We start from the raw sequence: 26,903 nt of genomic DNA on the forward strand, positions 1-26,903 counted from the left end.
AATACTTATTCCTCAATATCAAGTTGCTTGGGTTGCTGTGCAGTATGTGGATGTTCGTTTCCAGCATATACTTTTAGCTTACGATACATCTCTCTACCTAAAGGATTCTTTGGTAACATGCCTTTAACAGCAAGTTCAATAATTCTAACAGGATTTCTGGCCTGTAGTTTTTCAAAACTATCTGATTTTATTCCACCAGGGTATCCGGTGTGACGATAGTACATCTTGTTGGTAAACTTACGACCGGTCACAATAATTTTTTCTGCATTTGTAACAATGATGTAGTCGCCTGTATCAACATGGGGGGTATACTCAGCTTTATGCTTGCCACGTAAACGACGAGCAATTTCAGTTGCTAAGCGACCCAAAACCTTATCGCTGGCATCAACTATTAACCAGTCACGTTTGACTTCGTGGCTTTTGGCACTAAATGTCTTCATTAAATGAACTCCGAACCGCCTAAATTGGTAATCTTCTATCATGGACGGGCGATTTTAACCAAAACAGAAACATCCTACAAGTAAAAAGGATAAAAATTTATAAACAATTAATTAAATCCGCGTAAATATAACAAATTTCAAACAAAAATCATAATAATTTTTGTTCAATTTTGACCTGGACACCGCGAAATAGAACTCGGATTAAGACCTCATTGATCATTCTTGATCAATCAGTAGCTTCTCGGCAACACTGCCAGAAATTAAATGTTTTTCTATGATTTCATCAATATCAGCAAATGATGAATAGGAGTACCACACACCTTCAGGATAAATCACAACACATGGACCGGAACTGCAACGTCCAAGACAACCTGATTTACTCACACGAATTTTACCTGGACCATGCATTTCCAGTTCTAAGAGTCGCGACTTCATATAATCAAAATACATTTCACCGCCAGAATTGGCGCAGCATTGCTTGCCTGCAGCCTTTTGATTGGTGCATATCAGAACATGTTTAGTGTAATAGGCCAATGCTTACTATCCTATAGATTCAATAGCTTCAATTTTTGTTTTTAGCTTCAAACCAGGTTTAAACGTTACAACTCTCCTGGCTACTACAGGAATTTCCTCTCCTGTCTTTGGATTCCTACCCGGCCTTTGTGGCTTGTCCCTTAATGTAAAATTACCAAAACCAGATAATTTTACATGATGTCCATGCTCAAGAGCATGCCGCAACTCTTCAAAAAAATTCTCGACCATTTCTTTTGATGCGGGTTTAGACAACTTTAATTCATCACACAAGGTTTCTGCCATTATTGCTTTGCTCAGTGCATTCACGATTATTCCCTCAATATGATTGAAAATTTATTTTCTAACGTATTGATTATAGCACTAATTAGAGAATTAATCTCTGCATCCACCAATGTCCGACTTTCATCTTGCAAAGTCAAGGCAACTGCAAGGCTTTTCTTACCTTGTGGAACCCCTTCCCCGATATACACATCAAAGACATCAAAAGATTTTAACCAATTTTCTTTTATAGTTGATCGAATAATGGATTCAATGTGCATCACGCTGATATCCGCATCAACTAAGAAGGATAAATCTCGGCGTATTTGCGGGTACTTTGAAATTGTTTTATAGCGCGGCGCATCGTGTCCGATTAATGCCGCTAAATTTATTTCAAATAACAAAACATCCTCTTGCAAATCCAATGCATCGGTCAAGCGTGGATGAAGCATACCTATCCATCCAGAAGCTACTCCATTAATCTTTATCTGGGCTGATTGTCCAGGATGTAACGCATCATGTGCAGCTGTTGTGAACTCAACCTGATTTAATTTGAGTGCAGTAAATAAAGATTGAAGATCACCTTTCAGATCAAAAAAATCAAAAGATCGTGTAGGCTCACTCCAGTTAGCACTTCCTTGCTCTCCCATCAACAAACCTGCAACACAAGGATGTTCAATGAGCTGTCCCTTGTTCACATCAAATACCACACCAATTTCAAAGAATTTAACTGCATTTTGCTGACGATGAACATTATAAATCATTGAAGCGATCAATCCTGGCCACATCCCAGCACGCATTTGTGATAATTCTGAAGAAATGGGATTTAACAATTGCATAAACTCTTTATTAGGATAAAGTTCATGTTGTAATTCTGGGTCAACAAAACTGTAGCTGATTGTTTCGTGATACCCTCTGTTGCTAAACCAACGTGAAAGCTTTGCCGCTATTTCCTCATTCCCACACGCTTTTCCCGCCTGCACCAATGTATATGTAGGTTGAGCATGTAAATTATCATAACCGTAGAGACGGATGATTTCTTCCACTAAATCCACATCCTGCTGGATATCAAAACGATGAGAGGGGATGGTAACATCAAGGAAATTATTTCGTTGTTTTCCGATAACAATTTCAAGTCCTTCCAGTAAGCTCTTCATTTCTTGCAAGGAAATACTAAGTCCGGTTAATTTTTTAACTTTATCTGTGTCAAAAGAAAAACTTACCGTTTCTGGTAAATTTTTTTTGTCTTGAGCCTCAATAACTGGCCCAGGTTTTCCACCTGCAATTTCTAAAATTAACGCGGTAGCTCGTTCCAGAGCTTTTATTTGCAAACATGGATCTACTCCTCGCTCAAAACGTTGTGACGAGTCACTGAATAAACCAAACTTTCTTGCAACACCCGCAATGACAATCGGATTAAAATAAGCACTTTCTAAAAATACATCTTGTGTATGCACTTGTACCGAACTCGCTTCTCCCCCCATAATACCCGCCAGCGCCAAGGGTTTTTCTTTGTCGGCAATAACCAATACTTTTTCATTTAAAGTTAATTCTTGCCCATCAAGCAATGCTAACTGTTCTTGGCTATTACTAAAACGCACTTTAATTTCGCCTTTGATTGTTGCTAAATCAAAAGCATGCATGGGTTGTCCCAATTCGAGCATTACATAATTCATCACATCCACCACGGGATGCACTATTCGAATACCACTTCGACGCAAGCGCTCACTCATCCACAAAGGTGTATTTGCCTTAGGATTTATATTACGAATCACTCGACCACAATAACGTGGGCAAGCCTCAGTATTTTTCAATTCGATGGTCACTATATCATCAACGCCAGGAGTCACCTCGGAAATACTTCTTTTCTCTAAGGATAATTTGTTCAAAACAGCTACTTCACGTGCAATACCTAAAATACTAAAGCAGTCGGCACGATTGGGGGTTAAATCAATATCAAAAATATGATCATCAAGACTCAAATATTCGCGTAAATCCATTCCCACAGGTGCATCAGCTTCTAACTCCATGATGCCTTCAGATTGCTCCGCCATTCCCAATTCACTAACAGAACAAAGCATCCCCTGGGACAATTCACCACGTAATTTAGATTCTTTAATATTAAAACCACCTGGCAAACACGCGCCAATCATTGCTAAGGCTACCTTTAATCCTGGCCTTACATTAGAAGCACCACAAACAATTTGCAGCAACTTATCGGTGTTTGCATTCACTTCGCATATGGTTAATTTATCCGCATTAGGATGAGGTTTGGTATTAAGAACTTCAGCAACGATTACATGAGTAAACTCCCCTGCTACTGGACTCACCGCATCCACTTCAAGGCCAGCCATAGTCAGTTGATTTGCTAATTCTTGTTCAGTTAATGAAAAATTAACCCATTCACGTAACCATAATTTACTTAATTTCATTTATAGTCCTTACCACCTTATTAAACTGTTTATTACGTTCTGTAGATAGCGTACATCTACGGAGCTTCAATACTGAAAGCAATACAGTATCTCAACCTGTGATATTTTTTAAAATTGACTTAAAAAAGTAAGATCATTTTCAAACATCATACGTAAGTCATCTATTCCGTAATACAACATTGCCAGTCTATCTATACCCATACCAAATGCCCACCCTTGATACTCATCTGAAGAAATATTCACCGCTTTAAGTACATTAGGATGCACCATGCCGCAACCCAAAACCTCAAGCCATCCAGTAAACTTACAGGAACGACATCCTTTACCGCTGCATTGGGTGCACTCAATATCTACCTCTGCGGAAGGTTCAGTAAAAGGAAAATAGGAGGGTCTAAACCGCAATGCTAATTTACGACCGAAAAAATCGGCAAAAAGATCTTCAAGTAATCCTTTTAAGCTTGCTAAAGTAGCCTGCTTATCAATCAACAAACCTTCGACTTGATGGAACATGGGGGTGTGAGTCACATCTGAATCACAACGATAGACACGTCCAGGTGCAATTAAGCGGAAAGGAGGTTTGCGTTGCTCCATAGTACGGATTTGCACTGGTGATGTATGGGTTCGCAATAATCGACCGTCACCAAAATAAAATGTATCATGCATTGCTCGTGCAGGATGATGTCCAGGAATATTTAATGCCTCGAAATTATAAAATTCAGTTTCTATTTCAGGGCCATCGACAATATCAAATCCCATGCGACTAAAAAACTCATTAATTTGGTGCTTCACTTGGGTCACAGGGTGCAATGAACCGCTTTCTTTCTTACGCCCAGGAAGGGTGACATCGATACGTTCTGCAGAGAGCTTTTCTAATAATTGTTTTTCTTTAAGTTCAAGCATTCTCGTTTCAATCAATGTACTAATTTCACGTTTTGCCTGATTTACTAATTGACCTACTTTAGGTTTTTCTTCGGCAGATAGATGCGCAAGGCTTTTTAAAATTTCTGTTAGCTTACCTTTCTTGCCTAAAAAATCAATACGGATTGATTCCAATCCAGATACATCTTGTGCATTCTTAATTGCTTCAGAAGCCTGCTCTTGTATGGTGATGATATCCTGCATAATTATACCCACAAGTAAAAAGGAGGCCGCAGCCTCCTTAAAATAATTTTCATCTTTATCTAGCGTAATTAGCCAACTTGTCGCCTGAAGCGTAGCGGACCCGATCCCGAGTTCTGCTTCGCTTCACCCAAGCTACTTTATAATAAAGATTATTTTGCTAATGCAGCTTTAGCTTGTTCAGCAATTGCAGCAAAAGCTACTTTGTCATGAACAGCCAGATCGGCCAATACTTTTCTATCCAGTTCAATTGATGCTTTTTTCAATCCATCAATTAAACGACTGTATGATAATCCGCACTCACGAGCTTGTGCATTAATACGCGTAATCCACAATGCACGAAACTGACGTTTTTTCTGGCGTCGATCACGATAAGCATATTGACCTGCTTTAATTACTGCTTGTTTTGCCATGCGGTAGGTTCGGCTACGGGCTCCGTAATAACCTTTTGCTTGGTCTAAAACTTTCTTGTGACGTGCTTTCGCTGTCACACCACGTTTAACTCTTGGCATTTTTCATTCCCCCCTTAACTACCGTGCAACATACGTTCTGCCAAGCGCGCATCGCATGGCTTCAAGGTACCTGCTTCTACACGCAAATGTCGTTTTGCTTTAGTAGACTTCTTGGTGAGGATATGATTTCTATAAGCACCGCGACGTTTAATCGCGCCACTCGCTGTCTTACGGAAGCGTTTAGATGCTCCGCGATGTGACTTTAACTTCGGCATAACAATATACTCCGCATTTATTTCAGCTACTTAGTTTTTTTGGGTGATAACACCATCAGCAATTGTCTTCCCTCACGTTTCGCTTGCTGCTCTATAACAGCAAATTCAGCGGTATCCTGCTGTAAACGCTCAAGAATCTTCATACCAAGTTCTTGATGAGCCATTTCACGGCCACGAAAACGCAGCGTAACTTTGACTTTATCACCATGATTTAGGAAACGGATCAGGTTGCGTAGCTTGACCTGATAATCTCCATCTTCCGTCGTAGGACGGAATTTTAATTCTTTGACCTGAATTTGCTTCTGCTTTTTCTTCGCTTCAGCTTGTTTCTTACTCAGCTCAAAGAGAAACTTACCATAATCCATAATACGGCATACGGGAGGTTTGGCTGTTGGGGATATTTCCACCAAATCCAATCCACCTTCTTCCGCTGCACGCAGGGCTTCGCGTGTGGGGACAATTCCTGCCTGGTTACCATCGACATCAATTAAGCGTACCTCAGGTACATTGATCTGTTCATTAATTCGTGCGCGATCATTTTCACGCTTAGTTGGTGCACTAATGGTTTAATCCCCCCTGCTTGTTAATTAATAATGACCCTTTTGAGCAATTTCTTGCGTTAAGGTATCACAAATTGTATCTATTGTCATCACACCCAAGTCTGCACCTTCACGTGAACGCACAGCGACCTGGTTTGATTCAACCTCTTTATCACCTATCACTAAAAGATAAGGTACTTTTTGTAAAGTATGTTCGCGAATTTTAAAGCCAATTTTCTCATTTCTCAAGTCATAGTTAGCGCGAATACCTCTTTTTTGTAAAATTTGAGTTACTTTACTTGCATACTCGTTCTGCTTTTCACTAATTGTCAGAACGATTGCTTGCACTGGGGATAACCATAAAGGTAATTTTCCTGCATAGTGTTCTATTAAAATCCCCATAAAACGCTCAAAAGAACCTAAAATTGCACGGTGCAACATTACAGGAGTCTGTTTACTACCGTCTTCTGAGACAAACGAAGCATCCAAACGACCAGGCATCGAAAAATCAACTTGTATGGTTCCACATTGCCAAATTCTACCTAAACAATCGGCTAAAGAACATTCAATTTTAGGTCCATAAAAAGCTCCTTCACCTGGAGCATCAATCCATTCTATATTTCTACCTTTCATTGCTTGTTTTAAGGCAGCCTCGGCTTTATCCCAAACATCATCACTTCCAACACGCTTTTCAGGACGTAATGCCAAACGATATTTAATCTCATTAAAACCGAAATCGGTATATACAGACTGGACTAGCTCGAGCATCATCGCTACTTCTGATTGAATTTGATCTTCGGTACAGAAGATATGAGCATCATCTTGAACCATGTTGCGAACACGCATCAAGCCATGTAATGCGCCCGAAGGTTCGCAACGATGGCAATTACCAAACTCGGAAAATCTTAATGGTAAATCTCTATAGCTTTTTAAACCTTGATTGAATACTTGTACATGACACGGACAGTTCATTGGCTTGACTGCATAGTGACGATTTTCTGTCTCAGTGACAAACATCTCATCTCTAAAATTAGCCCAATGACCGGATTTTTCCCAAAGTACTCTATCAACTAATTGCGGAGTTCTAATTTCTTGATAACCAAAATCAGCCAGTCGGTTACGCATATAACGTTCAAGTTCTTGATAAATTGTCCAACCCTTGGGGTGCCAAAACACCATTCCAGGAGCAATATCCTGAAAGTGAAACAACTCTAAACTTTTTCCCAATTTGCGATGATCACGTTTTTCGGCTTCTTCAAGACGAAATAAATAATCAGCCAAAGATTTTTTATCAGCCCAGGAAGTACCATAGATACGTTGCAACATCTCGTTATTGGAGTCGCCACGCCAGTAAGCACCAGCTAATTTAGTCAGCTTAAATGCCTTCAAAAATCCAGTGGAAGGAACATGAGGGCCACGACAAAGATCTTCAAAATCTCCTTGTTTATATAAAGACAATACTTCATCTTCAGGAATATCAGCAATAATCCTCGCTTTGTATTCTTCGCCGATACTTTTAAAATACTTGATTGCCTCATCGCGTGGCAATTCTCTGCGCGTTACAGGATAATTTGCCTTGGCCAATTCCGTCATTTTTGCTTCGATTAATTCGAGATCTTCAGGTGTAAATGGTCTTTGGAATGCGAAATCATAATAAAATCCATCTTCAATTACAGGACCTATGGTCACTTGAGCTGTTGGAAAAAGACTCTTAACTGCTTGCGCGAGTAAGTGCGCTGTAGAATGACGAATAACCTCGAGACTTTCTTCTTGTTTTTCAGTAAGGATAACTAATGCACAATCATTTTCGATAAGAAAAGAAATATCAACCAAGCAATCATTGACACGACCTGCCAAAGCAGCTTTAGCCAAACCTGGACTTATACTCTGAGCGACATCATAAACAGTTAAAGGCGCTTCAAAATGTTTTATACTTCCATCAGGCAATTTAATGTGTGGCATAATTTTATCCGTAAGCACTTCTTTTCAAAAAAAAACCCTGCGTGGCAGGGCTTAAACCTTAATTAAGAGGAGTCAATCGCAAGCATCGTAAGCGTTCACGCTTGTATCACTAGAAATCGGTTCATCTTGAACGGTTACCAAGCTTCATCCCAAATGAAAGCGGGAGCTCCTAGAATATGATTTATTTGCATGGTAGGCACGAGTGGGATCGAACCACCGACCACCACCATGTCAAGGTGGTGCTCTACCACTGAGCTACGTGCCTATAAAACGACCTGCATATACATTGTGATGAAGTATATAATAAGGTGGCATTACAAAGCAATCATTTAACCTAGAAAAAGAGTGAGTACGTAACGAGCACGTTAATGGCACGCTGAAGATGTCAGATTTTAAAATTTTTTGATGAACGCAGTATGCATCTCTACAGTAAACAAAAATTTAAAATCCAGTGGTTTAGCAGGTTGCGCAGTAGGCTCAACTGCCTTAATTGCTTTAATTATTTTGTCTTTAAGAAATTGCCAGTTCACGTCTATAGAGTGGTACTTGCAGTAAAAACTCGCTTACATTGTGTTTCACCACCTCTTTAAAACAATTGTTATAGGCAAATACTTTTCGTTGTCGTTCAGAGCTTGTTCCTGAATCCATAATAGCCTGAAGCGTTGCAAAATAAGTTTCATAATTAAGTTGCTCAATGTATGGTTTTAATTTCTCAAACCACTCCTTCAAGTCGTCGCGCATTAACTTAGTTTTTCCGTCTGTATTCATTACTAATTCAGCATCCAAGCCATAACGAATAGCCCTCCATTTATTTTCCCGAGAAAGCCAATAAGGAGGATAGGCTACTGATTCAAGCCAACTTCCATTATCAGCAAACCAGTGAGCAAGGGCATGAATCAATGCAACAAGCGCCAATGTTTCTGCAAGCGTTGCAGCGCCATCACAAACGCGAATTTCCAGAGTTCCAAAACCAGGGCTCGGTCTTAGATCCCACCATAAATCTTTAAGTGATTTTATAGAACCACATGATCGAAGCGTTTTATACAAGTATTCAAAATCCTGCCATGAGCGTACATGATAAGGCTGACCCGCTGTCGGAAGAGCCTCATAAGTAGTGGGGCGACATGAAGCAAGCCCGGTGTCAATTCCTTGCCAAAAAGGAGAACTGGAGGACAACGCCAATAAGTGAGGCAAAAAATACATGAAAAAATTATTAAACCGTATGCACTCCTCACCACTGGACATACCTAAATGCACATGAAGGCCATATACGCTCATACGACGTGTAAGCCATTGATTGCGATCAATTAAATCTTGATAGCGAGCTGTCGGCGAGATGACCCAATCGGCATATTTTGAGAAGGGGTGAGAACCCGTTGTTGCCAGTAAAATACCCTGTTTTTTCGTAACATGCTGTAGCTCAAAAAGTGTTGCATAAAGATCTTCTTCAACTTCTTGCACCAAACTGCATTTGGTCGTATTTACTTCGATGGTACTTAAATAGAATTCCGGTTTGATCTTCTCAAGATGAGACACAGTATTTAAAACATCTTCCGCTCGAGAGCATAAATTGTAGGTTTCAGCATCGATGAGTTGTAGCTCTATTTCAACACCCAAAGTCAATATTCCATTACTGTTAAAAAGAATGTCATCTTCTGAGGCTAATAATGGCTGAGCAGTATCCGGGGCTTGTGTTAAGGATTCGTTAAGTTGACTTTGCATAGTTAATCCTTCTTTTTATTATTGGAAATAGCATGAGAAAGTCTCCTCTTCGATATTTTTGAGGAGCTCTATACAGTTAGATTTAATAGTGATGTACAATAAATATACCCTTAAACATTCATATCTGATGAAACAATTCGTACACAAATCATTTCAGATACTAATGGTTAAAGCATTCCATTTCAACCTTGAATTTTTATAAGACCATCCATGAACACTATTGAAAAAAATGAAGCGGATCAAAAAATTGTTCTGCAAACACAAACTGAACTTCATTCTAAAAGCATTATTCTTGCCTTGCGCAAAATCATGCAGCAAATGGATTTTCATTCCAGACGTTTAAATAAATGTTATGGTTTAACTGTACCGCAAATCGCATGTTTGTATGAAATTTATGAAAATGGAATTATGACCCTCTCCAGCTTATCTAAAACAGTATATTTATCCATGAGCACCTTAGTGGGTGTAATCGATCGCTTAGAAGAAAAAGAATTTGTTCTTCGCACACGAGACCGTAAGGATCGTCGTATTATCTATATTGATATCACAGAAAAAGGAAAAGATTTTGTTCGTGCCACCCCCTACCTTCTGCATAATCGACTGAATGAAAGTCTTCGTTCTTTGGATGAAAAGGAACAAATAATTCTAGCTAACTCAATTAATTTATTGGTTAATCTACTAGGCAACGTCCCTGAAGTTTTTTTAGACAAGATTTAATCTTGAATTGAGCACAGATTTTTCAATTTCACTGCGATCTAGCCCTCCCGCGCCAGGAACTTTGATAGTATGATGATGCCCTTTCGCGGGAGAGGGTTGGGGAGAGGGAATGTCAAGGATGGCCATTGATGACGAGATATGGTCTCGTTTAGAAATTACTTCCAAAGCCTAAAGGTCGTCATGGTGAGCGTTCAAGATGAGCCGCTTACGGAGAATGAAACCGGTTCTTCTTCTACGACCAAAACGTTCACCCGCAAGCCCAGATAAGCTTATCTTTGCACGCGGGATTCTTTACAGGTTATATCCTCTATTTAATTTGCCACCAACCTGTTTTTCTTCGCACAAGGTTAGGCGCAATAATAGCTTTTTGTGTTCTATCAGATTGGGTGATTAAAATCACCAGATTGTTATTTTTATCAGGTCCTAAAATCGTTGGTGAATTCGCATAACTATTTGATAGGCCAATACCTACAGGATATACCCCATTGTATTGATCAGAGGTATTAAAAGCACCGTCACCATTTAGATCAAAGCGAGCATATTGGAAAGCGCCCCCATTTAAGAAATTCAATTGTAAAAGCATGGATGAAAATCCAAATCCGCATGAATTGAGAGGAGGGGTATTGAGTGTCGCAATAAATGCTCCGTTAATCAGTTCAGGACTGCTGATTATTCTTTGGCCTGCTACTGGCAAATCGGCAAACCATCCTACTTTGTTAGTCCAGTTTATGGTGTTAGCTGTTGCTGTAATAATGTCTGTGGATAAACCAGAAGTGGATGCATTAACCCGCGTTAAAGTTTGCTGCTGAAGATTAGTCCGAATAAAGGTTGCTGAGGAAAGCGGTTTATCCCATATCCCATAAATTGTTTGAGTTTGAGCATTGGCCAAGTCAGACGTTGTCAGAAGTTGCCCTGTGCCAAATAGGACAAATGGGCCTTGATAACGTGGATAATTCGGATTTAATGTCACTATAGGAGCTGTTGTTATAGGCTGAGCTACACCGGTGGAATCTCTTGCTTGAAACAGGACTCGAGGACTCCAATTGGTAGGATCATTCGATGAAACATCGACTGCCCATAGGTTACCTTGCAAGTCACCCGCATAAACTACGGTAACAGGTTCTCCTAGCAATCCATCTTTTTGAGCTAATGCAACTGTCGATAGTCCTTGGGGTAAGTTAACATCACAGGCTGAAGGCACAGCGGTGCAAAGATCTATTTTCCGAATTAATGCTCCTGTTTGAGGATTGATTGCATAAAGTACCGACTTATTATTTGTGCTGTTATATCCATTACCAAAAAAAACAGCAAAATTTAAGGAGGAAGGGCTTGTTTTTCCTATTTGACCCACTTTGGGGGTACCGAAAGTAAGTCCTAAATCAATATCAGTATATTCCCACAAGACCGCGTTTGCCAGTGCAGTTTCGGTAGCCAGACTGGTAGGGTTAGTTACATCAAGCGCATAGATACTTTGGCCACCTGCGCTTTCTCCTCCCACGAGAATAGTGTGCCAGGAACCATCGGTGAGTTGTACATCGGCGCTTTCTGGTGAGCCATTTACATAGAATAAATGGTTTTGATTATAAAGAGTAGAAGTAAGCTGAGAGAGCTTACTAAATACATCATTGGGAATAAAAGTGAAAAGCTCTTGACCTGTACCCGCATTAAACGCATGGAGCATTCCATCGTTTGCCCCCACATACAGTGTGGGTTGCCGATTAACATTTGTTTTTGCAAAATCTATATAACTGGTTGTTAAATAAGGAGCTTGGGGTGAGCCAACGTATATGACTTGACTGTCAACTATATCCCCCAAGACATGCGAACGATTGCGGAATGCTCCCCCATTTCTTTTTTCCAATGTAGTATTGCCCCGTATATACTCTAATCGCTGTTCCCCTAATTGATCGAAAGGTTGTAATTGCGCTTGTTGGGTTGTATTAATATTTGCCCATCTAAAAGGAACTCCAACACCAGTCAGAGGATCCCATGTAGCTATTTTCCGGTTTGTTGACCACCCTGTTCCGTCTACTAAAGTGTCAAGTTGGGATTGTGCTGACCATAGGACAGTACTTGTTGGTGTGCCAGTATCTGGGTCAAGTTTTATTGCTAACAAATTTCCAGTCCAGTCTTCGTAAGGTGTATCACGAGTGGTAAAATTAGCTTGATGTTCCACAGTGTTCGTATCGATACGAGTCGAACTGACCGTCGCTGCTGAAGTTGAAAAAGATCCATTTTGAATATTCGCCAGAATAGCATTAAAACTATTGACCAGCTCTTCAGGATTTTTGGCAGGATAATAATTTTCTGTGCCGCCTGTTACTGCAATGGCTTTTAGAGTTGCGGCAGCTTGTGGATTAACTGTAGGATCAACACCTGCTCCTAGACCGATAACAAAAGTTGTAACATTATTATTTTTTAGATCAACTACTTCATTAATCGCATCACTTAAAGCCCGATTATTGGTACTATTTAGCGTTCCATCCGCATTGAATGTTGCAGTGACTCCATATCCTACTGCCGCAGCACTCCCTAATGGCGGCCAATATCTTCCTTGGAGATCCTGAGTCGGTAAACCATCTGAAATCAGAATAATGTATTTTTTTTGTGGGCAATTACCACTCGTTGTTCCAACAGTTTTCATAAAACTCCCTGCCCTGGTTAGCATCCCTCCAAGGGGAGATTGGGGGGCAGATGCTTTTATTTCAGAGGTAGATGTTGAGTTGGTTTCCGGTTGTAAAAAGGGTAGAAAAGCATTCAGAGCATTAGAAACACTTGTAGGAGTTGGATTTATTCCAGCAGTCTTCATGTTGACCAGTACATTACCCGTATTAAAAGCATTGTTACTGTAATATGCGAAACCGCGCTGCACATACATAACCTGCGATGAAAAAGGTACAAATCCAGCATTCGTAGGCGATGTAGTAAGACTGCCAATAGAAGGACTGGTATTGTTGTAGGTCATTCTAATATTCCCCTGATTATAATTGGACAGGGTATAATTAGGAGGATAAGGGTGAGACGGCGTAGGACCATTATAACTCACGAATACACCAGGGATGCCACCTGAACCATAAAGTACATCATTAATTACTGGATCGTCACTAGAGTTTCCAATTTGCATGTACTGGCTTGAAGACACCACATTGCTACCATAGAGCGTAGCAATCGATGTGCAATTACTCGCAACGGCAGACGATGCTGAGCTATAGTTATAGCAAGGATTAGTGACATATCGATTCCCAGCGATTGGAGTATTCGTAAAAACAAAATTACTGCCTTGGGGCGACATGTAATAAACCCACGTATTATAAACACTGATACTGCTCGTACTGTAGGTCGCCAAGGCAAAATCCGTTGAAGGGATATAATGTTCAATGATGGCTTTGACAGCTTGTTTGGCTATATTTAATCGACTGGGACTATTATCAACTTTAATCCCACCCTGAATAACGGTATAAGGAGCTACCCCATTGGCATCCGGGCCTTGTATTGGTGGAGTAAAACCCGATGGGACTTGATAATTAACTGGCGAACTTGAACTGTAAAGGGAAGTTAGACTGCTTGCTAGTGAACCCGAACCAGTCATAACCGCACCGCTAAAGTTACCATCCATCGATTGAGAATTTCCTATCAGGATCAATACCTGAGGATGAGTTGGGCTTGCTATAACCAGTGGAATTTGAGGGATAGCTAATGACGCAGCATAGAGTGATATAGAGAAACACAACAAAATAGCGGTGAGGGAACCTGATAGAGATCGCATAAACCAGTATTTTCGATATCTCATTAAATTCCTAAATATTAAAATGTCCATCATAATCAAATCCCTAATCCCTTATTCAATTTGAATGCCAATCCAAAGCGAAAATGAATCAACCCGCGCTCACCCTCAATAGAAATAGAAACAAAATATTCATTTTATGGAGTATAAATACGGAAATGTTGTAATTAAGCCGACTTCAGTAACTCCAGCATTTTTCCTGCATTCATAACTAAAAAACTAATTATAGGAATAATAAAGAAAATCCACATAATTTAAAATACAAATGTGATTCAGAAGCAAGCAGCCCTCAATAACTTTTCGTGAATCTTCAAGATTAACCGTGAATTACTTTTTGAAATCCAGAACTCGCTTGAAATGACCTCTATTTGCATTTTCAGGTCAATTTCTTTAAATCAGCAAATTGTTAATAATCTCTTTTGAATGTGATAGAAAGGCTCGAATAGAGGGGAACCATTCAAGCCATGATATTGCGAGGTAACCGCTATGAGTTATGCCACTTTTTTCTTATATTGGACTGTACTATGTGATATGTGTTCCATCATATATCACGAGTTGCCCTTATTTAGGCAAATGAAATCCTTTTCCTTTAGGATTCCGTGAAATTATACATTTTTAGCTTTCAATGTCAACAATAAATTTCCAATAGAAACTTTAAGTTTCTAAAAATTGATTTTTTGTATAAACCATATCGATTTGTTATACTTTATCTCCCTAAACTTGACTTATATCATTATGGAAAAAGTTAACCTAGCAAAACAGTTCGCTGACCGTTTGCGTGATGCAATGATCGCGGCTGGATTTAATTCTCAACGCTCTACTTCGGGTGTCTGCATCCATAAGTTGGCAGAAATTACAGGTTATTCAGTACAAATTTGTCGTAAGTATCTACGTGGCGAAGCCATTCCTGATCCCGTCAAATTAAGAGAAATCGCAGTAAAAATTCATGTTTCACCAGGATGGTTATTATTTGGAGACTCCCATAATGACCAGGGAATTACCCCAAAAAAAATATCAATTAATAAAAACTTGCTTCACTATATTTTCACCAGAGCATCATGTCTTTATAACGGCACGTTCTTGGAACAGGAAATACCTAATTTTTTAATGGAATTAATCAATGATGTCAGCATAATTAATGCGGATGAAGAACAGTCTAAAAAAATCATTGATTTGGCTTTATCTACAGTGAAACATTTTAGTTATCCACATGGAGTATAGTAGAGGATCATAAAGCGTAAGCTCTTTCCTCACAAAATTAGCGCCTAACAATATATTTCACCATTGACCCAATAGTGATATTATTGCATTTTAAAAAAACACTGAGTTTACATGTTACTCCATTCTCTTTTCCTCATAGGTATTTGTGTTGAAGCCATCACAGGTGCATTGGCTGCTGGTCGTAAAAAAATGGATTTTTTTGGTGTCATGCTGATTGCCTGCATTGCTGCATTAGGTGGAGGTACTGTACGAGATGCTCTATTTAACACGTACCCGCTGACCTGGGTTATTCATCCTGAATATTTGCTTTACACATCATTATTTGCATTTCTCACCATATTTATTGCACACTCATTGATTCGAATCATGAAAATATTTTTAATCCTTGATGCATTGGGATTATCTACTTTTGTGATCATTGGCACTCAAAAAGCTCTAAACCATGGTTTATCACCAAGCATTGCAGTCATTAGCGGAATGATTACGGGTATTTGTGGTGGAATGTTACGAGATATTCTTTGCAATGATATTCCATTGGTATTAAGAAAAGAGCTCTATGCAGTCATTGCCTTGGCTGGCGCAGTACTGTTTATCACGCTTGACTATTTTCATATTTCGGAAAACATTAATGTGATAATCACACTAATCAGTATTTTTACTGCGCGTCTCTTAGCCATTTTTTTCCACATTGAAATACCGATATTTGATTATTCGGAAAGTATCAAAAAACGCAAAAGGAAAAAATTGTAAGAGTGCTTCCTGGGTTTCGCTTTGCTTCACCCAGGCTACCAATCATGCTTAAATTTCTTTAACCTCAAGAATACTCACTTCTTCAACAGGTACATCAGCATGCCCCATGCTTTGTCCCGTTTTTACTTTGGCAATAGCATCTACAACATCCATACCCTCAACTACTTCACCAAATACACAATACCCATATCCTTGCATGTGCTCACCGCTGTAATTTAAAAATGCATTATCAGCAACATTAATAAAAAATTGTGCCGTTGCAGAATGCGGATCCATAGTTCGTGCCATTGCAATAGTACCTCGCTTATTTGGCTTCGCATTCTTTGCTTCATTCTTAATGGATTCGCGAGTTGATTTTTGTTTCATATCTGAATCAAATCCCCCTCCTTGAATCATAAAACCGGCAATAACACGATGGAAAATTGTATTATTATAGAAACCACTGCGCACATAATTAAGAAAATTTTCTGCTGTAGTTGGAGTATTTTCTGTATCTAACTGTAGATGAATATCACCTTTAGATGTGCTAATTACAACCATTATATCTCCTGTCATTTTTTAAATTAATTGATGGATCCTAAATATAAAAAGACTTTGCTTTTTTAAAGGATAATATTCGTTATGAGTCATAAATCGCATGCGTTGCTTTTTTAGTTCGCACATTCACTCATTATCAACTCTCGCATTTTATCACAAACATCGTGCATTACATGAACATTATGAATACTTGCTAATGCAGTAAATAAATTTGTTTTTTGTTTTGCTAACTGATGCAAATAAGAACGTGAATAATTAAGACAAGTATAACAAGAACATTGTGCCATAATTGGCGACAGATCATCAGCAAAACATGATTTCTTTATCTGAATTCGTTCATTTTCATACTCACTGGTAAAACGTAACCAATCGCCTTCCCGAATTAACTCACCACAATATAAAGACCCATGCCGTGCATTACGTGTGGGGGCAACACAATCGAACATGTCAATTCCTTCGGCAACGACATCTAAAAGATCTTGGGGTGACATTCCGACTCCCATAGTATACCGTGGCTTATTTTCTGGTAGATAATCACGTACCCACCGGATGACTTCAACAGTGGTTTTCATATCAAAACCAATGGTTTCACCACCAATCGCGATACCTTCAGTATTCATGGAAGATACAAAATCCGCACTTTCGCAGCGCAAATCTTTAAAAGTCCCCCCTTGGATAATACCGAAAAGCGCTTGCTCATAACCATATCGTGAGTTGGGATATTGTTGATGGTATTGTATGGATTGTTTTAACCAACGATGTGTACGTGTCATGATATGATTTACTTCATCTTTAGTACAACTGTCTGGTGTACACTGATCAAAAGCCATAATAATATCCGCACCAATAATCTTTTGGGTTTCCAAAGACATTTCTGGTGTCATATGAATTAATCGCTCGTTGCCTGGCAATCTAAAATGTGCCCCATCCTCATCAATAGTACAGATTTTTTTATTCTTGGATAAACTAAAAACCTGGAAGCCGCCACTATCCGTTAGCATAGGCCCATGCCATCCCATAAAAGGATGCATACCTCCTGCTTTTTCGATGACTTCCATACCTGGAGCACATAACATATGGTAAGTATTACCCCCTAAAATGATTTGGCTGTGTGCATCATGTAATTCTACAGGAGTCATATTGTTTACACCGGCACGCGTACCAACAGGCATAAAAACTGGGGTAATAAATTCACCATGAGCAGTAGCGACACGGGTCACCCGTGCCTGAGTAGCTGAGTGCTTATACAACACGTCACAAGAAAAGGTTTTCATTCGCAAAAATAATTCAAAAATGCCGATGATAGCTAAGTCAAACTCAGATTACCAGCATTAGCCATGTTAATCACGAATCAATAGATTCTGTCGCAACTCGCTACAGCAGAGTTTCGAAAAAAGTCTAATTTATGATATCATGCGCTAAACCGAGGAAGCATGGTCTTATTCATCCAAATTCTAAAAAGGATACGCATATATGCCCAGTTCAAATTCTCATTTATTCATGATTGATATAGAAAGCACTGAACTTTCAGACATTGAACGGGAAATCATAAAACATCCTAATATCGGCTCCGTGATTCTTTTCACACGTAACTTTGCAAATCCACAGCAGTTGGAACAACTCATTCATGAAATCCGCGAAATCAATCCCTATATTTTTATAGCGACTGATCATGAAGGCGGTTTTGTGCAACGTTTTTTGCGCCAGGGATTTCGCGCCCTGCCTGCTTCTCGCGTCTACGGCGATGTGTACGATCTGAGCCCGGAAGTGGGCATCCGCCTTGCAAGGCAATATGGTGAAATTATGGCCAAGGACCTGTTAGCATTTGGTATTGATTTAAGTCTTGCTCCAGTCCTTGACCTCCATGACAGAAGTCGTGTTATCGCACGTTTGGATCGTGCTTTTCACCATAATCCTGATGTCATTATTGCTTTGGCAAGTGCTTTTATTGAAGGCATGAATGCAGCAGGGATGCCTGCAGTTGCCAAACATTTTCCAGGCCATGGTTCCGTTTCTGCTGATTCACATACTGCTATGCCAGTTTCTCTTGCCTCGATGGATGAATTGAAAATTAAAGATTTAAAACCTTTTATCGAGCTTATCCAGAAAGGTTTACTCAGCGCTGTGATGCCCGCTCATGTAACTTACAAAGCAATTGATGTAAATAAGCCTGCTGGTTTTTCAACAATTTGGCTGCAAGGGATTTTACGCCATGAATTGAAATTTAAGGGTTTAGTTTTAAGCGATTGCTTGAGTATGACAGGTGCCGATATAGGCAATTTAATGACCCGCGCAGAAGAAGCGTTTAAAGCCGGTTGTGATATGTTAATCGTCTGCCATCAACCGCGTCATGTATTACTTGAACTATTGCAGAAAATCACGTTACCTCAATCACCGGAATCAGCTGCTCGCATCGCTCATTTTAAAAATCAGATGCTTCGTTTCACTCATCCGGGAAAAAATCAGTCCATGTCTCCTTTATCCCAAGCAGTACAAGATCACGAAAGTACTGCAGGGCAAAATCTGCAATTCAATACCTCAACAACAATTTAAATTTCTGTGGCCTGGACAAAGCATCGCAATAGTTTAGGATTCCATGTTAACGTGCTTATTCGAATGGCCGAATTATCTCGCAAAGATGCGGCCAAATACCGCCGCCCTCTGATAGGAGGATGGGCGTTTACAAAGCACAATCATGGAACCCAGGCTACAAAGCACCTAGACTATAAATTATCGTCATGAAGTGCGCTTGATCGAGTACTCCAAAACAAAAAACATCCTATAAGCACCATGTATAAAAAGTACAAAGCACACCATCCCGGCATCGAAATTCCTAACATATGCCAACTAACTTCAGCACAATCCTCAGTTCCCCAAAACAAAGTCTTTAATACCGTTTGCCACGGAAAATAACGAATTAAAATATCCAGACCTGGCATACAAGCAGGTGCTTCACCTGGCGGCAAAGACTGTAACCATAATTGACGTAAAGCAAAATATAGCCCTGCGCAGGCAATGATGATTTGCAGGAAACTGATAATACGTGCCTTCTTTAAAGTTCGAAAGCTTAATCCCAGAACTGCCAACAACAAAAAAACACAAAGGCGTTGCATGATGCATAAAGGACATGGAGTAAGGCCAACCACATATTGAAAATAAAAAGAAGCAAATAAAACAAACACCGTCAGCGCTGCATTAAAAGTTTGAATTTTTCTATAAGTTAGTTTTCTCATGATTTTGGCAACATATAGGATATAGCAGCTTTAAGATCATTATCACTACATTTAATACACGTTCCTTTTGAAGGCATAGCATTCAAACCTTTAATTGAAGAAGCAAGTAAATCATTTAATTCTCTCCCGGATAAACGCGATTTCCAATCCTGTTCGTTTCTGAATTTCGGTGCCCCCGCGAGACCATCTCGATGACACACAATACAATATTGCTGATATGTTTCTTGTCCGGGCTCTGTTTTTGTCTCGGCATTAATCATTGTTTTATTATCTAGTTGAGCCTGGCCTTGTACAGTAACCTTTCCTACAGGTTGAATTCTTAATTGAATCTCTCGTTGCTGCAATTCATCACTTGCATACAGCGCAAATGAAAAACAAAACAATGATAGCAAAAACTGCAATTTCATGCCCAAACACCTCATGATAATACAGGGTAACCGTACCTAAATTCAAAGGCCTGCTTTCCGCATTTTATGCTCAGAATCCAGCTTCAGTCTTTATGCACTATCAACTGGATGCGTGCATAAAGCACGGTAAGCAGGCAAAAAAATACTTTGTGTTCAAAAATTAGATGAGTTTATCCTGCATGATAATAATTTGACATAATACATAGAAGTGAATTTTTTTTCCAGCAAGATTACCGGGTGTTTGCATTCTCGCTAGTTTGAATCAAAATAGTCAGCTCTTCGAGTACTGAAGCGGCAGCATACACGCAATATGTGAGCATAGTAGCGCAGAAAATAAGAGAAATATCATTTTGTTTCCATGAGACCATCTTCAAACTATAATGGCTCTTCTAGCCAAAATTTATGGAGATAAAAATATGGTCCAAGCAATTCCTGAAGGCTTTCATACTGTAACTCCAACATTGACTTTTAAAGATTGTGCGAAAGCGATTGAGTTTTATAAAAAAGCATTTGATGCCAAAGCACTGCATGTTTTCCCATCTTTGGATGGAAAAGGTATTATGCATGCCCGCCTCCAGATCGGTAACTCCATCATAATGATGGGTGATGAAATGGAAGGAGATAATTGTACCAAAAGTGCTGAGACCCTTGGCAAATCGCCAATCGGATTCTATATATATGTTGCTGACGTAGACTCCGTCTTCCAACAAGCGGTAACTGCTGGTGGTCAAATAACAATGCCTGTATCTGACATGTTCTGGGGAGATCGTGCAGGACATATTAAAGATCCTTTTGGCTATTCCTGGATGATTTCTGCGCATACTCAAGATCTAACCGATAAGGAAATCAGAAAAAACGCAGCAGATTTCTTTGCATCAATGGCTAAAAAATAAATTATGTTATAAGGACTTGAAATGTCAGATTACACCGAGTTGGATCCGATTTTGCTCATTGCAGATCCTAAAATAGTCGCTATCCCTGTGATTGATAATCACGACCCTATGATTGATTTAGTGGATCTTCGAGAAATTAGCTACGGTCCATCTCCGGAAATACCTAACAACATTGATTACACAAAAATGCGAAAAACGGTTTATGAAAAATTAAAACAAGCCCAATTCTTGTTACCTCAAGGATTGCGTTTTTGTTTGTATGAAAGTTATCGGAGTCTGACATTACAAAAATCTCTTTTTGATGCACGTTATGAGAAAGTTAAGAGCAAACATCCTGAATGGTCATCTGAACAGATTTTCACAGAAACAATCCGCATGGTTTCCCCAGTAATTAACCAAGACGGTTCCCCGAATATCCCACCTCACTCAACGGGCGCAGCAATTGATGTATATTTAATCAATGAGCAAGAAGAGATCATTGAAATGGGAATTCATCCTAAAGATTGGATGGAAGATTTAGATGGCTCTCTTTCCTTAACTGCCTCAGAAATTATTCCCGCGAAAGCAAAGCAAAATCGCAAAATCATGAGTCATGTCTTAGAAGCTGTTGGTTTCGTTAATTATCGCAATGAATACTGGCATTGGTCTTATGGAGACCGTTACTGGGCTTATTATAAACAAAAACCTTATGCTTTTTATGATAGCTGTAAATAATCCATATCTTTACAAAATTCCAGAGGAAGAGGTTGGCTTGTATTCAGAATGCCCTTGTTCTTGGAGTACTGATCATCATGCAAGGACCAATTAGCAGCTTATGAGTTATAGGAATGTTCATTACTATTGATATGATTGTTAATGGCTGGATTTATATTTTTATCATTCTTTCTGTGCGTGCATCCTTATAATGAACATAGTATGATACTGCCTTCTTTCCCAAATGCGGCATTCTATGCACTCAAGAACACTACGTATAGCAACGCGCAAAAGCCCACTTGCTTTATGGCAAGCTAATCATGTCCGAGATTTATTATTAAATAAACGGCCGCATTTGCAGATTGAATTAGTCCCCATGAGTACCTCTGGAGATAAATTCCTCAAGGATAAACTTCAGACTATTGGCGGCAAAGGTTTATTTGTAAAAGAATTAGAAGAGGCATTGTTAGATAAGAGAGCGGATTTTGCTGTTCATTCTTCAAAAGATATGCCAGCAGAATTTCCTGAAGGTCTCGATTTAGTTGCAATCTGTAAACGGGATAACCCTTTCGATGTTTTTGTCAGCTACCAACACAACGATTTGCACACATTGCCAGCTCAATCTATTGTTGGAACCTCAAGCCTTAGACGACAATCACAATTATTAGCGTACAGACCGGATTTAAGCATTAAATCCTTACGAGGTAACATCAATACTCGACTTGAGAAACTCAAATCAGGGGAGTATCACGCAATTATCCTTGCTGCTGCAGGTCTTGAGCGTATGGGATTCGCCCATGTCATCACCGAGCAATTATCAGCGCAAATCATGCTTCCTGCGTGCGGTCAGGGTGCCTTAGCAATCGAATGTAGAAGCGATGATCACGAAATCCAAGCACTCATTACCGAACTCGATGATCCTATATCATCTATTTGCGTCCGCGCAGAGCGAAAGGTTAACGCCCTTCTTGGCGGAAATTGTCATGTACCTTTAGCCGTTTTTTGCACGCCAATAGAAAACAAGCAACTTTCATTACACGCGAAAATTTTAACCCTTGATGGGGCAAAAATCATTACAAGTACACAAACTGGCCCAATAGAGCAGGCAATCAGCTTAGCTGAGCGTTGCGCTCAATCTTTGTTGGCACAAGGTGCAGCAAACCTTCTTGCATCAGTTCCACGATGAACAGTTCACTTCACGGTTTATGCATTTTAAATACTCGCCCACGAGAACAAGCTCATCAGTTGAGCCAAAGTATTCGTGAGGCAGGAGGAATATCAATTGAACTTCCAACTTTGGAAATTGAAGCTACAAACAGCAATTGGATCAATTCATTACCTAATTTAGAAAAAGTAAATCACGCCATTTTTATTAGTGCGAATGCTGTTCATTATTGTTTTAATCAATTAAATCAGCGGCATATTAAGTGGCCGTCTTCGATTCAAGTCATTGCAATTGGTCAAGGAAGTGCTGCTGCGCTGCAAAAATTCGGCATCAACGTGAGTGCAATTCCTGATGTGCCTGACAGTGAACATTTATTGGCATTAAAAACATTACAACAACCAGAAAAACAAAACGTGCTACTATTTAAAGGAGAGGGTGGAAGGCCTCTCATTGAGGAACAATTGAAACAAAGAGGAGCTTACCTTATTATTCTTAAAGTATATCAAAGAGTTATTCCTCAAATAAGCCGTCAATATATCCAATCGATATGGCGCGATGATTTAGTGGACATTATACTGTTAACAAGCGAACAGTCTTTGCATAACCTTTTTATACTGTTTAACAAAGAGGCTCATGTTTGGCTTCGCAATAAAAAATGGCTCATAATTAGTGAGCGCCTGGCTCAAATTGCCTCTTCAATGAAGATAAAAAATATTAGGGTATGTAATCCTAATCAGGTAATGAATACATTGTTTGACTATATAAACAAGGATTAACTTATGGCAAGCGGCAAAGAAGAACAAATACAAAAAACAAAAAAAGCAATCAACAAAACTCCTAATGAAAAGACGAAAGCAAAAAATAATTCCCCTGCTTGTAAAAATAAATATCTAATATTTGTATTAAGTTGTATTGTTGCTTTCGTGGCGCTTGGCGTTGCTGCATATACCCTTTTTCTGAACAAACAATTGCAAGCTCAATTAAGTAACGCGCAAAATAATTTTTCCACACACCTACAACAACTGGAACAAAAACAAGATCAAGCTCAAGAACTGATCAATGCAAAAACAAATAATGCTGAAGAAATACAAAAACAATTACAGACTAAATTTGAAAGTTTAAGCAAACAATTACAAAATGCAATGAACCAAAAATTCTATCAAAATCAGGACTGGCTTCTTCTCAAAGCACGTTACTACCTTGAGTTAGCGCAAATCAATGCACATTGGAGTAATGAAATGGACTCCACTATAACATTGTTAGAACAAGCTGATAAGCTCTTAAAACAATTAAACAGTCCTAAAATTTTGGGTATACGGCAAGCAATCGCTAAGGATATAGCTCAAACCCAAGCTCTACCCTCTGTGGATGTTGCTGGATTGCTGAGTCAATTGGATGCAGCACAGAGCAGCATTAATGATTTGAGTATTCCGTTACCGATAAGCAAAAATGTAACCTCAGCAGAAAACACAACACCGCCAGCAAATAACTTGCCTACTTGGCGCGCTCGCTTACAAAACAGTATGAATGTACTGGAAAAACTTGTTGTGATCCGACGCCATAATCAGGAGATTAAACCACTTATATCTCCCGCATTCGAAGCCCTCCTTAAAGAAAAACTTCGACTTAATCTCCAAGAAGCGCAATGGGCAATCCTAAATAATGAGCCCTTTGTTTTTCAACTGGTTCTAAAACAGGCAATTGATAGCCTTAAAATGAATTTTAATGCAAATGCACCAAACACAGCAGCTTTAATCAAAAAACTTACTGAATTGCAACAAACAAATATAACTCAAAAAAGACCCCGTATGGGTTCTGCACTCTCTATGCTCAATGAATTGATTGACGCAAAAAAAACTTCAGCAAATCAATCCATACATAGTGAACAAGGAGGAAATCAATAATGATGCGTCTTCTCTTTGCTTTTTTGATTTTATTGGGTTCTGTAGCTTTAGGAATTCAACTCAATAAAGATCCGGGCTATATATTAATTGCAATTAACCATTGGACCGTTGAAACCACGGTCTGGGTAGCGGTCTTTAGTATTATTATTTTATTCATGGCCTTGTATCTTATTCTTCGTTTATGCCAGAAAATTTCGCATGCTCCGAGCTCATTAACTCGATGGCATTCAAAACGACTTGCCCAAAAAGCACAAGCAATTACTCGGAAAGGATTAATTGAATACAGTGAAGGATATTGGTTAAAAGCAAAAAATCATTTAATTCAGGCATTACCTAATACCGATACACCGTTACTAAATTACTTAACAGCAGCTCGCGCGGCTCAAAAAATGGGAGACAACCAATTACGTGATGATTATTTACGTGAAGCACAGCACTCAATGCCAGAAGCTAAAATTGCTGTTGAATTGACCCAAGCGGAATTGCAACTAGCAAATCATCAATGGGAACAAGCCTTGGCCACCTTAAAACATTTACGTGATATAGCACCACATCATCCTTACGTTTTAAAACTAATTATGCGACTTTATCAAGAAGTAAAAGACTGGTCGCAACTTATTACTATTTTGCCTGATTTAAAAAAGCATCGGGTTGTTAATCAACAGGAATTTGAACTATTACAATACAACGCTTATTTACAAAGACTTATTGACTTGGTAAAGCAAAATCAACCAGAAGTTGTGGATACATTTTTTCATTCGCTCCCTAAACCTTTAGCTAATGAGCCCAATATTATTGCAGAATATGTACGTTTCTTATTAAAAAAAGCGGACTATATTACTGCAAATAATCTACTACAACGTTCACTACGTAAAAATCTTAGTCCCCAATTGATTGGGCTTTATAGCGTATTACCATCTAATGAAAAACAATTGGCTTTTGCTGAGGGATTACTTAAAAAAAATGCGCATTCAGCAGCGCTTTATTTATGTTTAGGGCAAATCTGCGTAAAACAACAACTGTGGGGCAAAGCCAAATACTACCTTGAAAAATCAAATGAGATCGAACCTACAGCCTTAGCCTACGAAATTCAAGGACAGTTGCATGAAAAGCTTGGCGAAGAGTCACTTGCATGTAAAAGCTATAAACAAGGATTAGAGTTAATAATAAAAGAAACCTAAAACCATATTTACGTTAGTGCTTAGCTCCTATCAGGAAAAACAGTTGAGTTTGATCGGGCTGTGAGAACATTTTTCTAAGCATAAGCAAGCTCATTAAATTAACCAATTTCATTTTAATGAGTAAATATAACAAATTTCTCTTTGAAAACAATATGTTAAATTTTAAATTAATTTGAAATTGTCTTAAATTTTTTGGATTAAATAATGAGTACATGTAAGTCATACCTTGTGATGTTCTGTTTTTTCTTGGGTTTTATATTGCAATTCGGGCAACTTAATAATGCTTTTGCAAATCCTCATTTGGGCCACGCCTTCAACACGAATGTGAAATCACCCATGTCGAGTACATTTATACCCCCGTCAATAACCACACAACCCGTTAGCCAAACAGTAACCGAGGGACAATCTGTAACATTCTCAGTAACCGCAACAGGCACTGCCCCTCTTTCTTACCAATGGAAAAAAGATGGGGTAGCAATTGCTGGGGCCACTACGGCAAGCTATAACATCCCCAGCGTTGTATTAGCCGACGCAGGAGATTATACAGTTGATGTATCCAATCTAGAGGGTACTGTAACAAGTAGTACCGCAGTATTAACTGTAAATTCCGCAATTCCCCCGTCAATAACCACACAACCCGTTAGCCAAACAGTAACCGAGGGACAATCTGTAACATTCTCAGTAA

Annotated in this window: 26 protein-coding genes and 1 tRNA gene; 11 read left to right on the forward strand and 16 right to left on the reverse strand. The window is 39.1% G+C overall.

The genetic code is table 11. The features are described 5' to 3' along the window. Positions 1 to 5 precede the first annotated feature (5 nt). The 11 genes from rplM to Ltuc_RS13910 all read right to left on the reverse strand — a co-directional run bounded on the left by rplM (position 6) and on the right by Ltuc_RS13910 (position 9,733). Positions 6 to 440: a 50S ribosomal protein L13 gene (gene rplM / locus Ltuc_RS13860; RefSeq protein ID WP_058521949.1), complete on the reverse strand. Its 435-nt coding sequence runs from the start codon at positions 438 to 440 to the stop codon at positions 6 to 8. A gap of 216 nt (positions 441 to 656) precedes the next feature. Continuing rightward, positions 657 to 974, reverse strand: coding sequence for a (2Fe-2S) ferredoxin domain-containing protein (locus tag Ltuc_RS13865; RefSeq protein WP_058521950.1), 318 nt, complete (start codon positions 972 to 974; stop codon positions 657 to 659). Between the two features lie 6 nt (positions 975 to 980). After that, a complete protein-coding gene (locus Ltuc_RS13870) occupies positions 981 to 1,280 on the reverse strand; it encodes an integration host factor subunit alpha (protein ID WP_058521951.1) in 300 nt (99 codons plus the stop codon). A 2-nt stretch (positions 1,281 to 1,282) separates the two neighbouring features. Beyond that, on the reverse strand, positions 1,283 to 3,664 hold the full coding sequence (gene pheT / locus Ltuc_RS13875) for a phenylalanine--tRNA ligase subunit beta (protein ID WP_058521952.1): 2,382 nt from the start codon (positions 3,662 to 3,664) through the stop codon (positions 1,283 to 1,285). Positions 3,665 to 3,772: 108 nt separating this feature from the next. Further along, complete coding sequence (pheS, locus tag Ltuc_RS13880) at positions 3,773 to 4,786, reverse strand: phenylalanine--tRNA ligase subunit alpha (RefSeq protein ID WP_058521953.1); 1,014 nt, start codon at positions 4,784 to 4,786, stop codon at positions 3,773 to 3,775. A 149-nt stretch (positions 4,787 to 4,935) separates the two neighbouring features. After that, positions 4,936 to 5,295: a 50S ribosomal protein L20 gene (gene rplT / locus Ltuc_RS13885; protein ID WP_019234611.1), complete on the reverse strand. Its 360-nt coding sequence runs from the start codon at positions 5,293 to 5,295 to the stop codon at positions 4,936 to 4,938. A gap of 14 nt (positions 5,296 to 5,309) precedes the next feature. Beyond that, on the reverse strand, positions 5,310 to 5,510 hold the full coding sequence (gene rpmI / locus Ltuc_RS13890; RefSeq protein WP_019234612.1) for a 50S ribosomal protein L35: 201 nt from the start codon (positions 5,508 to 5,510) through the stop codon (positions 5,310 to 5,312). Between the two features lie 26 nt (positions 5,511 to 5,536). Further along, positions 5,537 to 6,073 carry a translation initiation factor IF-3 gene (infC, locus tag Ltuc_RS13895; protein WP_058521954.1) on the reverse strand — a complete coding sequence of 179 codons (537 nt, stop codon included), beginning with the start codon at positions 6,071 to 6,073 and terminating at the stop codon, positions 5,537 to 5,539. 24 nt (positions 6,074 to 6,097) lie between these two features. Continuing rightward, positions 6,098 to 8,011, reverse strand: coding sequence for a threonine--tRNA ligase (thrS, locus tag Ltuc_RS13900; RefSeq protein WP_058521955.1), 1,914 nt, complete (start codon positions 8,009 to 8,011; stop codon positions 6,098 to 6,100). Positions 8,012 to 8,201: 190 nt separating this feature from the next. Then, a tRNA-Val gene (locus tag Ltuc_RS13905) sits at positions 8,202 to 8,276 on the reverse strand. A gap of 245 nt (positions 8,277 to 8,521) precedes the next feature. Further along, positions 8,522 to 9,733 carry a carboxylate-amine ligase gene (locus tag Ltuc_RS13910; protein ID WP_058521956.1) on the reverse strand — a complete coding sequence of 404 codons (1,212 nt, stop codon included), beginning with the start codon at positions 9,731 to 9,733 and terminating at the stop codon, positions 8,522 to 8,524. Positions 9,734 to 9,943: 210 nt separating this feature from the next. Here Ltuc_RS13910 and Ltuc_RS13915 point away from each other — a divergent pair, with 210 nt between their 5' ends. Beyond that, positions 9,944 to 10,450, forward strand: a complete 507-nt coding sequence (locus Ltuc_RS13915; protein WP_058521957.1) for a MarR family winged helix-turn-helix transcriptional regulator — start codon at positions 9,944 to 9,946, stop codon at positions 10,448 to 10,450. A 307-nt stretch (positions 10,451 to 10,757) separates the two neighbouring features. Here Ltuc_RS13915 and Ltuc_RS13920 read toward each other — a convergent pair whose 3' ends face one another. Beyond that, positions 10,758 to 14,240: a pilus assembly protein gene (locus tag Ltuc_RS13920; protein ID WP_162264368.1), complete on the reverse strand. Its 3,483-nt coding sequence runs from the start codon at positions 14,238 to 14,240 to the stop codon at positions 10,758 to 10,760. A 729-nt stretch (positions 14,241 to 14,969) separates the two neighbouring features. On the opposite strand from Ltuc_RS13920, the gene Ltuc_RS13925 reads away from it, so the two are divergent. Together Ltuc_RS13925 and Ltuc_RS13930 are read left to right on the forward strand one after the other, a co-directional pair. Beyond that, positions 14,970 to 15,455 carry a helix-turn-helix domain-containing protein gene (locus Ltuc_RS13925; RefSeq protein WP_058521958.1) on the forward strand — a complete coding sequence of 162 codons (486 nt, stop codon included), beginning with the start codon at positions 14,970 to 14,972 and terminating at the stop codon, positions 15,453 to 15,455. 111 nt (positions 15,456 to 15,566) lie between these two features. Further along, a complete protein-coding gene (locus Ltuc_RS13930) occupies positions 15,567 to 16,205 on the forward strand; it encodes a trimeric intracellular cation channel family protein (RefSeq protein ID WP_058521959.1) in 639 nt (212 codons plus the stop codon). Positions 16,206 to 16,253: 48 nt separating this feature from the next. Here the strand turns inward: Ltuc_RS13930 and Ltuc_RS13935 are convergent, their stop codons facing one another. Continuing rightward, positions 16,254 to 16,745 (reverse strand): peptidylprolyl isomerase, encoded by a 492-nt coding sequence (locus Ltuc_RS13935; RefSeq protein WP_058521960.1) that lies wholly within the window; start codon positions 16,743 to 16,745, stop codon positions 16,254 to 16,256. A 110-nt stretch (positions 16,746 to 16,855) separates the two neighbouring features. After that, complete coding sequence (gene tgt, locus Ltuc_RS13940) at positions 16,856 to 18,016, reverse strand: tRNA guanosine(34) transglycosylase Tgt (RefSeq protein ID WP_058521961.1); 1,161 nt, start codon at positions 18,014 to 18,016, stop codon at positions 16,856 to 16,858. A gap of 199 nt (positions 18,017 to 18,215) precedes the next feature. Between tgt and nagZ the strand changes: the two genes are divergently transcribed. After that, positions 18,216 to 19,295 (forward strand): beta-N-acetylhexosaminidase, encoded by a 1,080-nt coding sequence (gene nagZ / locus Ltuc_RS13945; RefSeq protein WP_058521962.1) that lies wholly within the window; start codon positions 18,216 to 18,218, stop codon positions 19,293 to 19,295. Between the two features lie 170 nt (positions 19,296 to 19,465). Here the strand turns inward: nagZ and Ltuc_RS13950 are convergent, their stop codons facing one another. Next, positions 19,466 to 19,975, reverse strand: coding sequence for a disulfide bond formation protein B (locus Ltuc_RS13950; RefSeq protein ID WP_058521963.1), 510 nt, complete (start codon positions 19,973 to 19,975; stop codon positions 19,466 to 19,468). Beyond that, complete coding sequence (locus Ltuc_RS13955; protein ID WP_058521964.1) at positions 19,972 to 20,382, reverse strand: c-type cytochrome; 411 nt, start codon at positions 20,380 to 20,382, stop codon at positions 19,972 to 19,974. The genes Ltuc_RS13950 and Ltuc_RS13955 overlap by 4 nt, the downstream gene beginning before the upstream one ends. A gap of 416 nt (positions 20,383 to 20,798) precedes the next feature. Here Ltuc_RS13955 and Ltuc_RS13960 point away from each other — a divergent pair, with 416 nt between their 5' ends. From Ltuc_RS13960 to Ltuc_RS15740, 7 genes are all read left to right on the forward strand, one after another. After that, complete coding sequence (locus Ltuc_RS13960; RefSeq protein WP_058521988.1) at positions 20,799 to 21,275, forward strand: VOC family protein; 477 nt, start codon at positions 20,799 to 20,801, stop codon at positions 21,273 to 21,275. A 21-nt stretch (positions 21,276 to 21,296) separates the two neighbouring features. Further along, complete coding sequence (locus Ltuc_RS13965; RefSeq protein WP_058521965.1) at positions 21,297 to 21,989, forward strand: M15 family metallopeptidase; 693 nt, start codon at positions 21,297 to 21,299, stop codon at positions 21,987 to 21,989. A 235-nt stretch (positions 21,990 to 22,224) separates the two neighbouring features. Continuing rightward, positions 22,225 to 23,154 carry a hydroxymethylbilane synthase gene (gene hemC, locus Ltuc_RS13970; RefSeq protein ID WP_058521966.1) on the forward strand — a complete coding sequence of 310 codons (930 nt, stop codon included), beginning with the start codon at positions 22,225 to 22,227 and terminating at the stop codon, positions 23,152 to 23,154. Beyond that, positions 23,151 to 23,909, forward strand: coding sequence for a uroporphyrinogen-III synthase (locus Ltuc_RS13975; RefSeq protein ID WP_058521967.1), 759 nt, complete (start codon positions 23,151 to 23,153; stop codon positions 23,907 to 23,909). The genes hemC and Ltuc_RS13975 overlap by 4 nt, the downstream gene beginning before the upstream one ends. A 3-nt stretch (positions 23,910 to 23,912) precedes the next feature. Beyond that, complete coding sequence (locus Ltuc_RS13980; RefSeq protein ID WP_058521968.1) at positions 23,913 to 25,037, forward strand: uroporphyrinogen-III C-methyltransferase; 1,125 nt, start codon at positions 23,913 to 23,915, stop codon at positions 25,035 to 25,037. Next, positions 25,037 to 26,218 carry a heme biosynthesis HemY N-terminal domain-containing protein gene (locus Ltuc_RS13985; protein WP_058521969.1) on the forward strand — a complete coding sequence of 394 codons (1,182 nt, stop codon included), beginning with the start codon at positions 25,037 to 25,039 and terminating at the stop codon, positions 26,216 to 26,218. Before Ltuc_RS13980 ends, Ltuc_RS13985 begins: the two co-directional genes overlap by 1 nt. Positions 26,219 to 26,554: 336 nt before the next feature. Next, positions 26,555 to 26,903, forward strand: a 349-nt coding sequence (locus tag Ltuc_RS15740; protein WP_238584157.1) for an immunoglobulin domain-containing protein, incomplete at its 3' end; no start/stop codon positions are given.

It is taken from the genome of Legionella tucsonensis, assembly GCF_001468035.1.
Lineage (GTDB): Bacteria > Pseudomonadota > Gammaproteobacteria > Legionellales > Legionellaceae > Legionella > Legionella tucsonensis.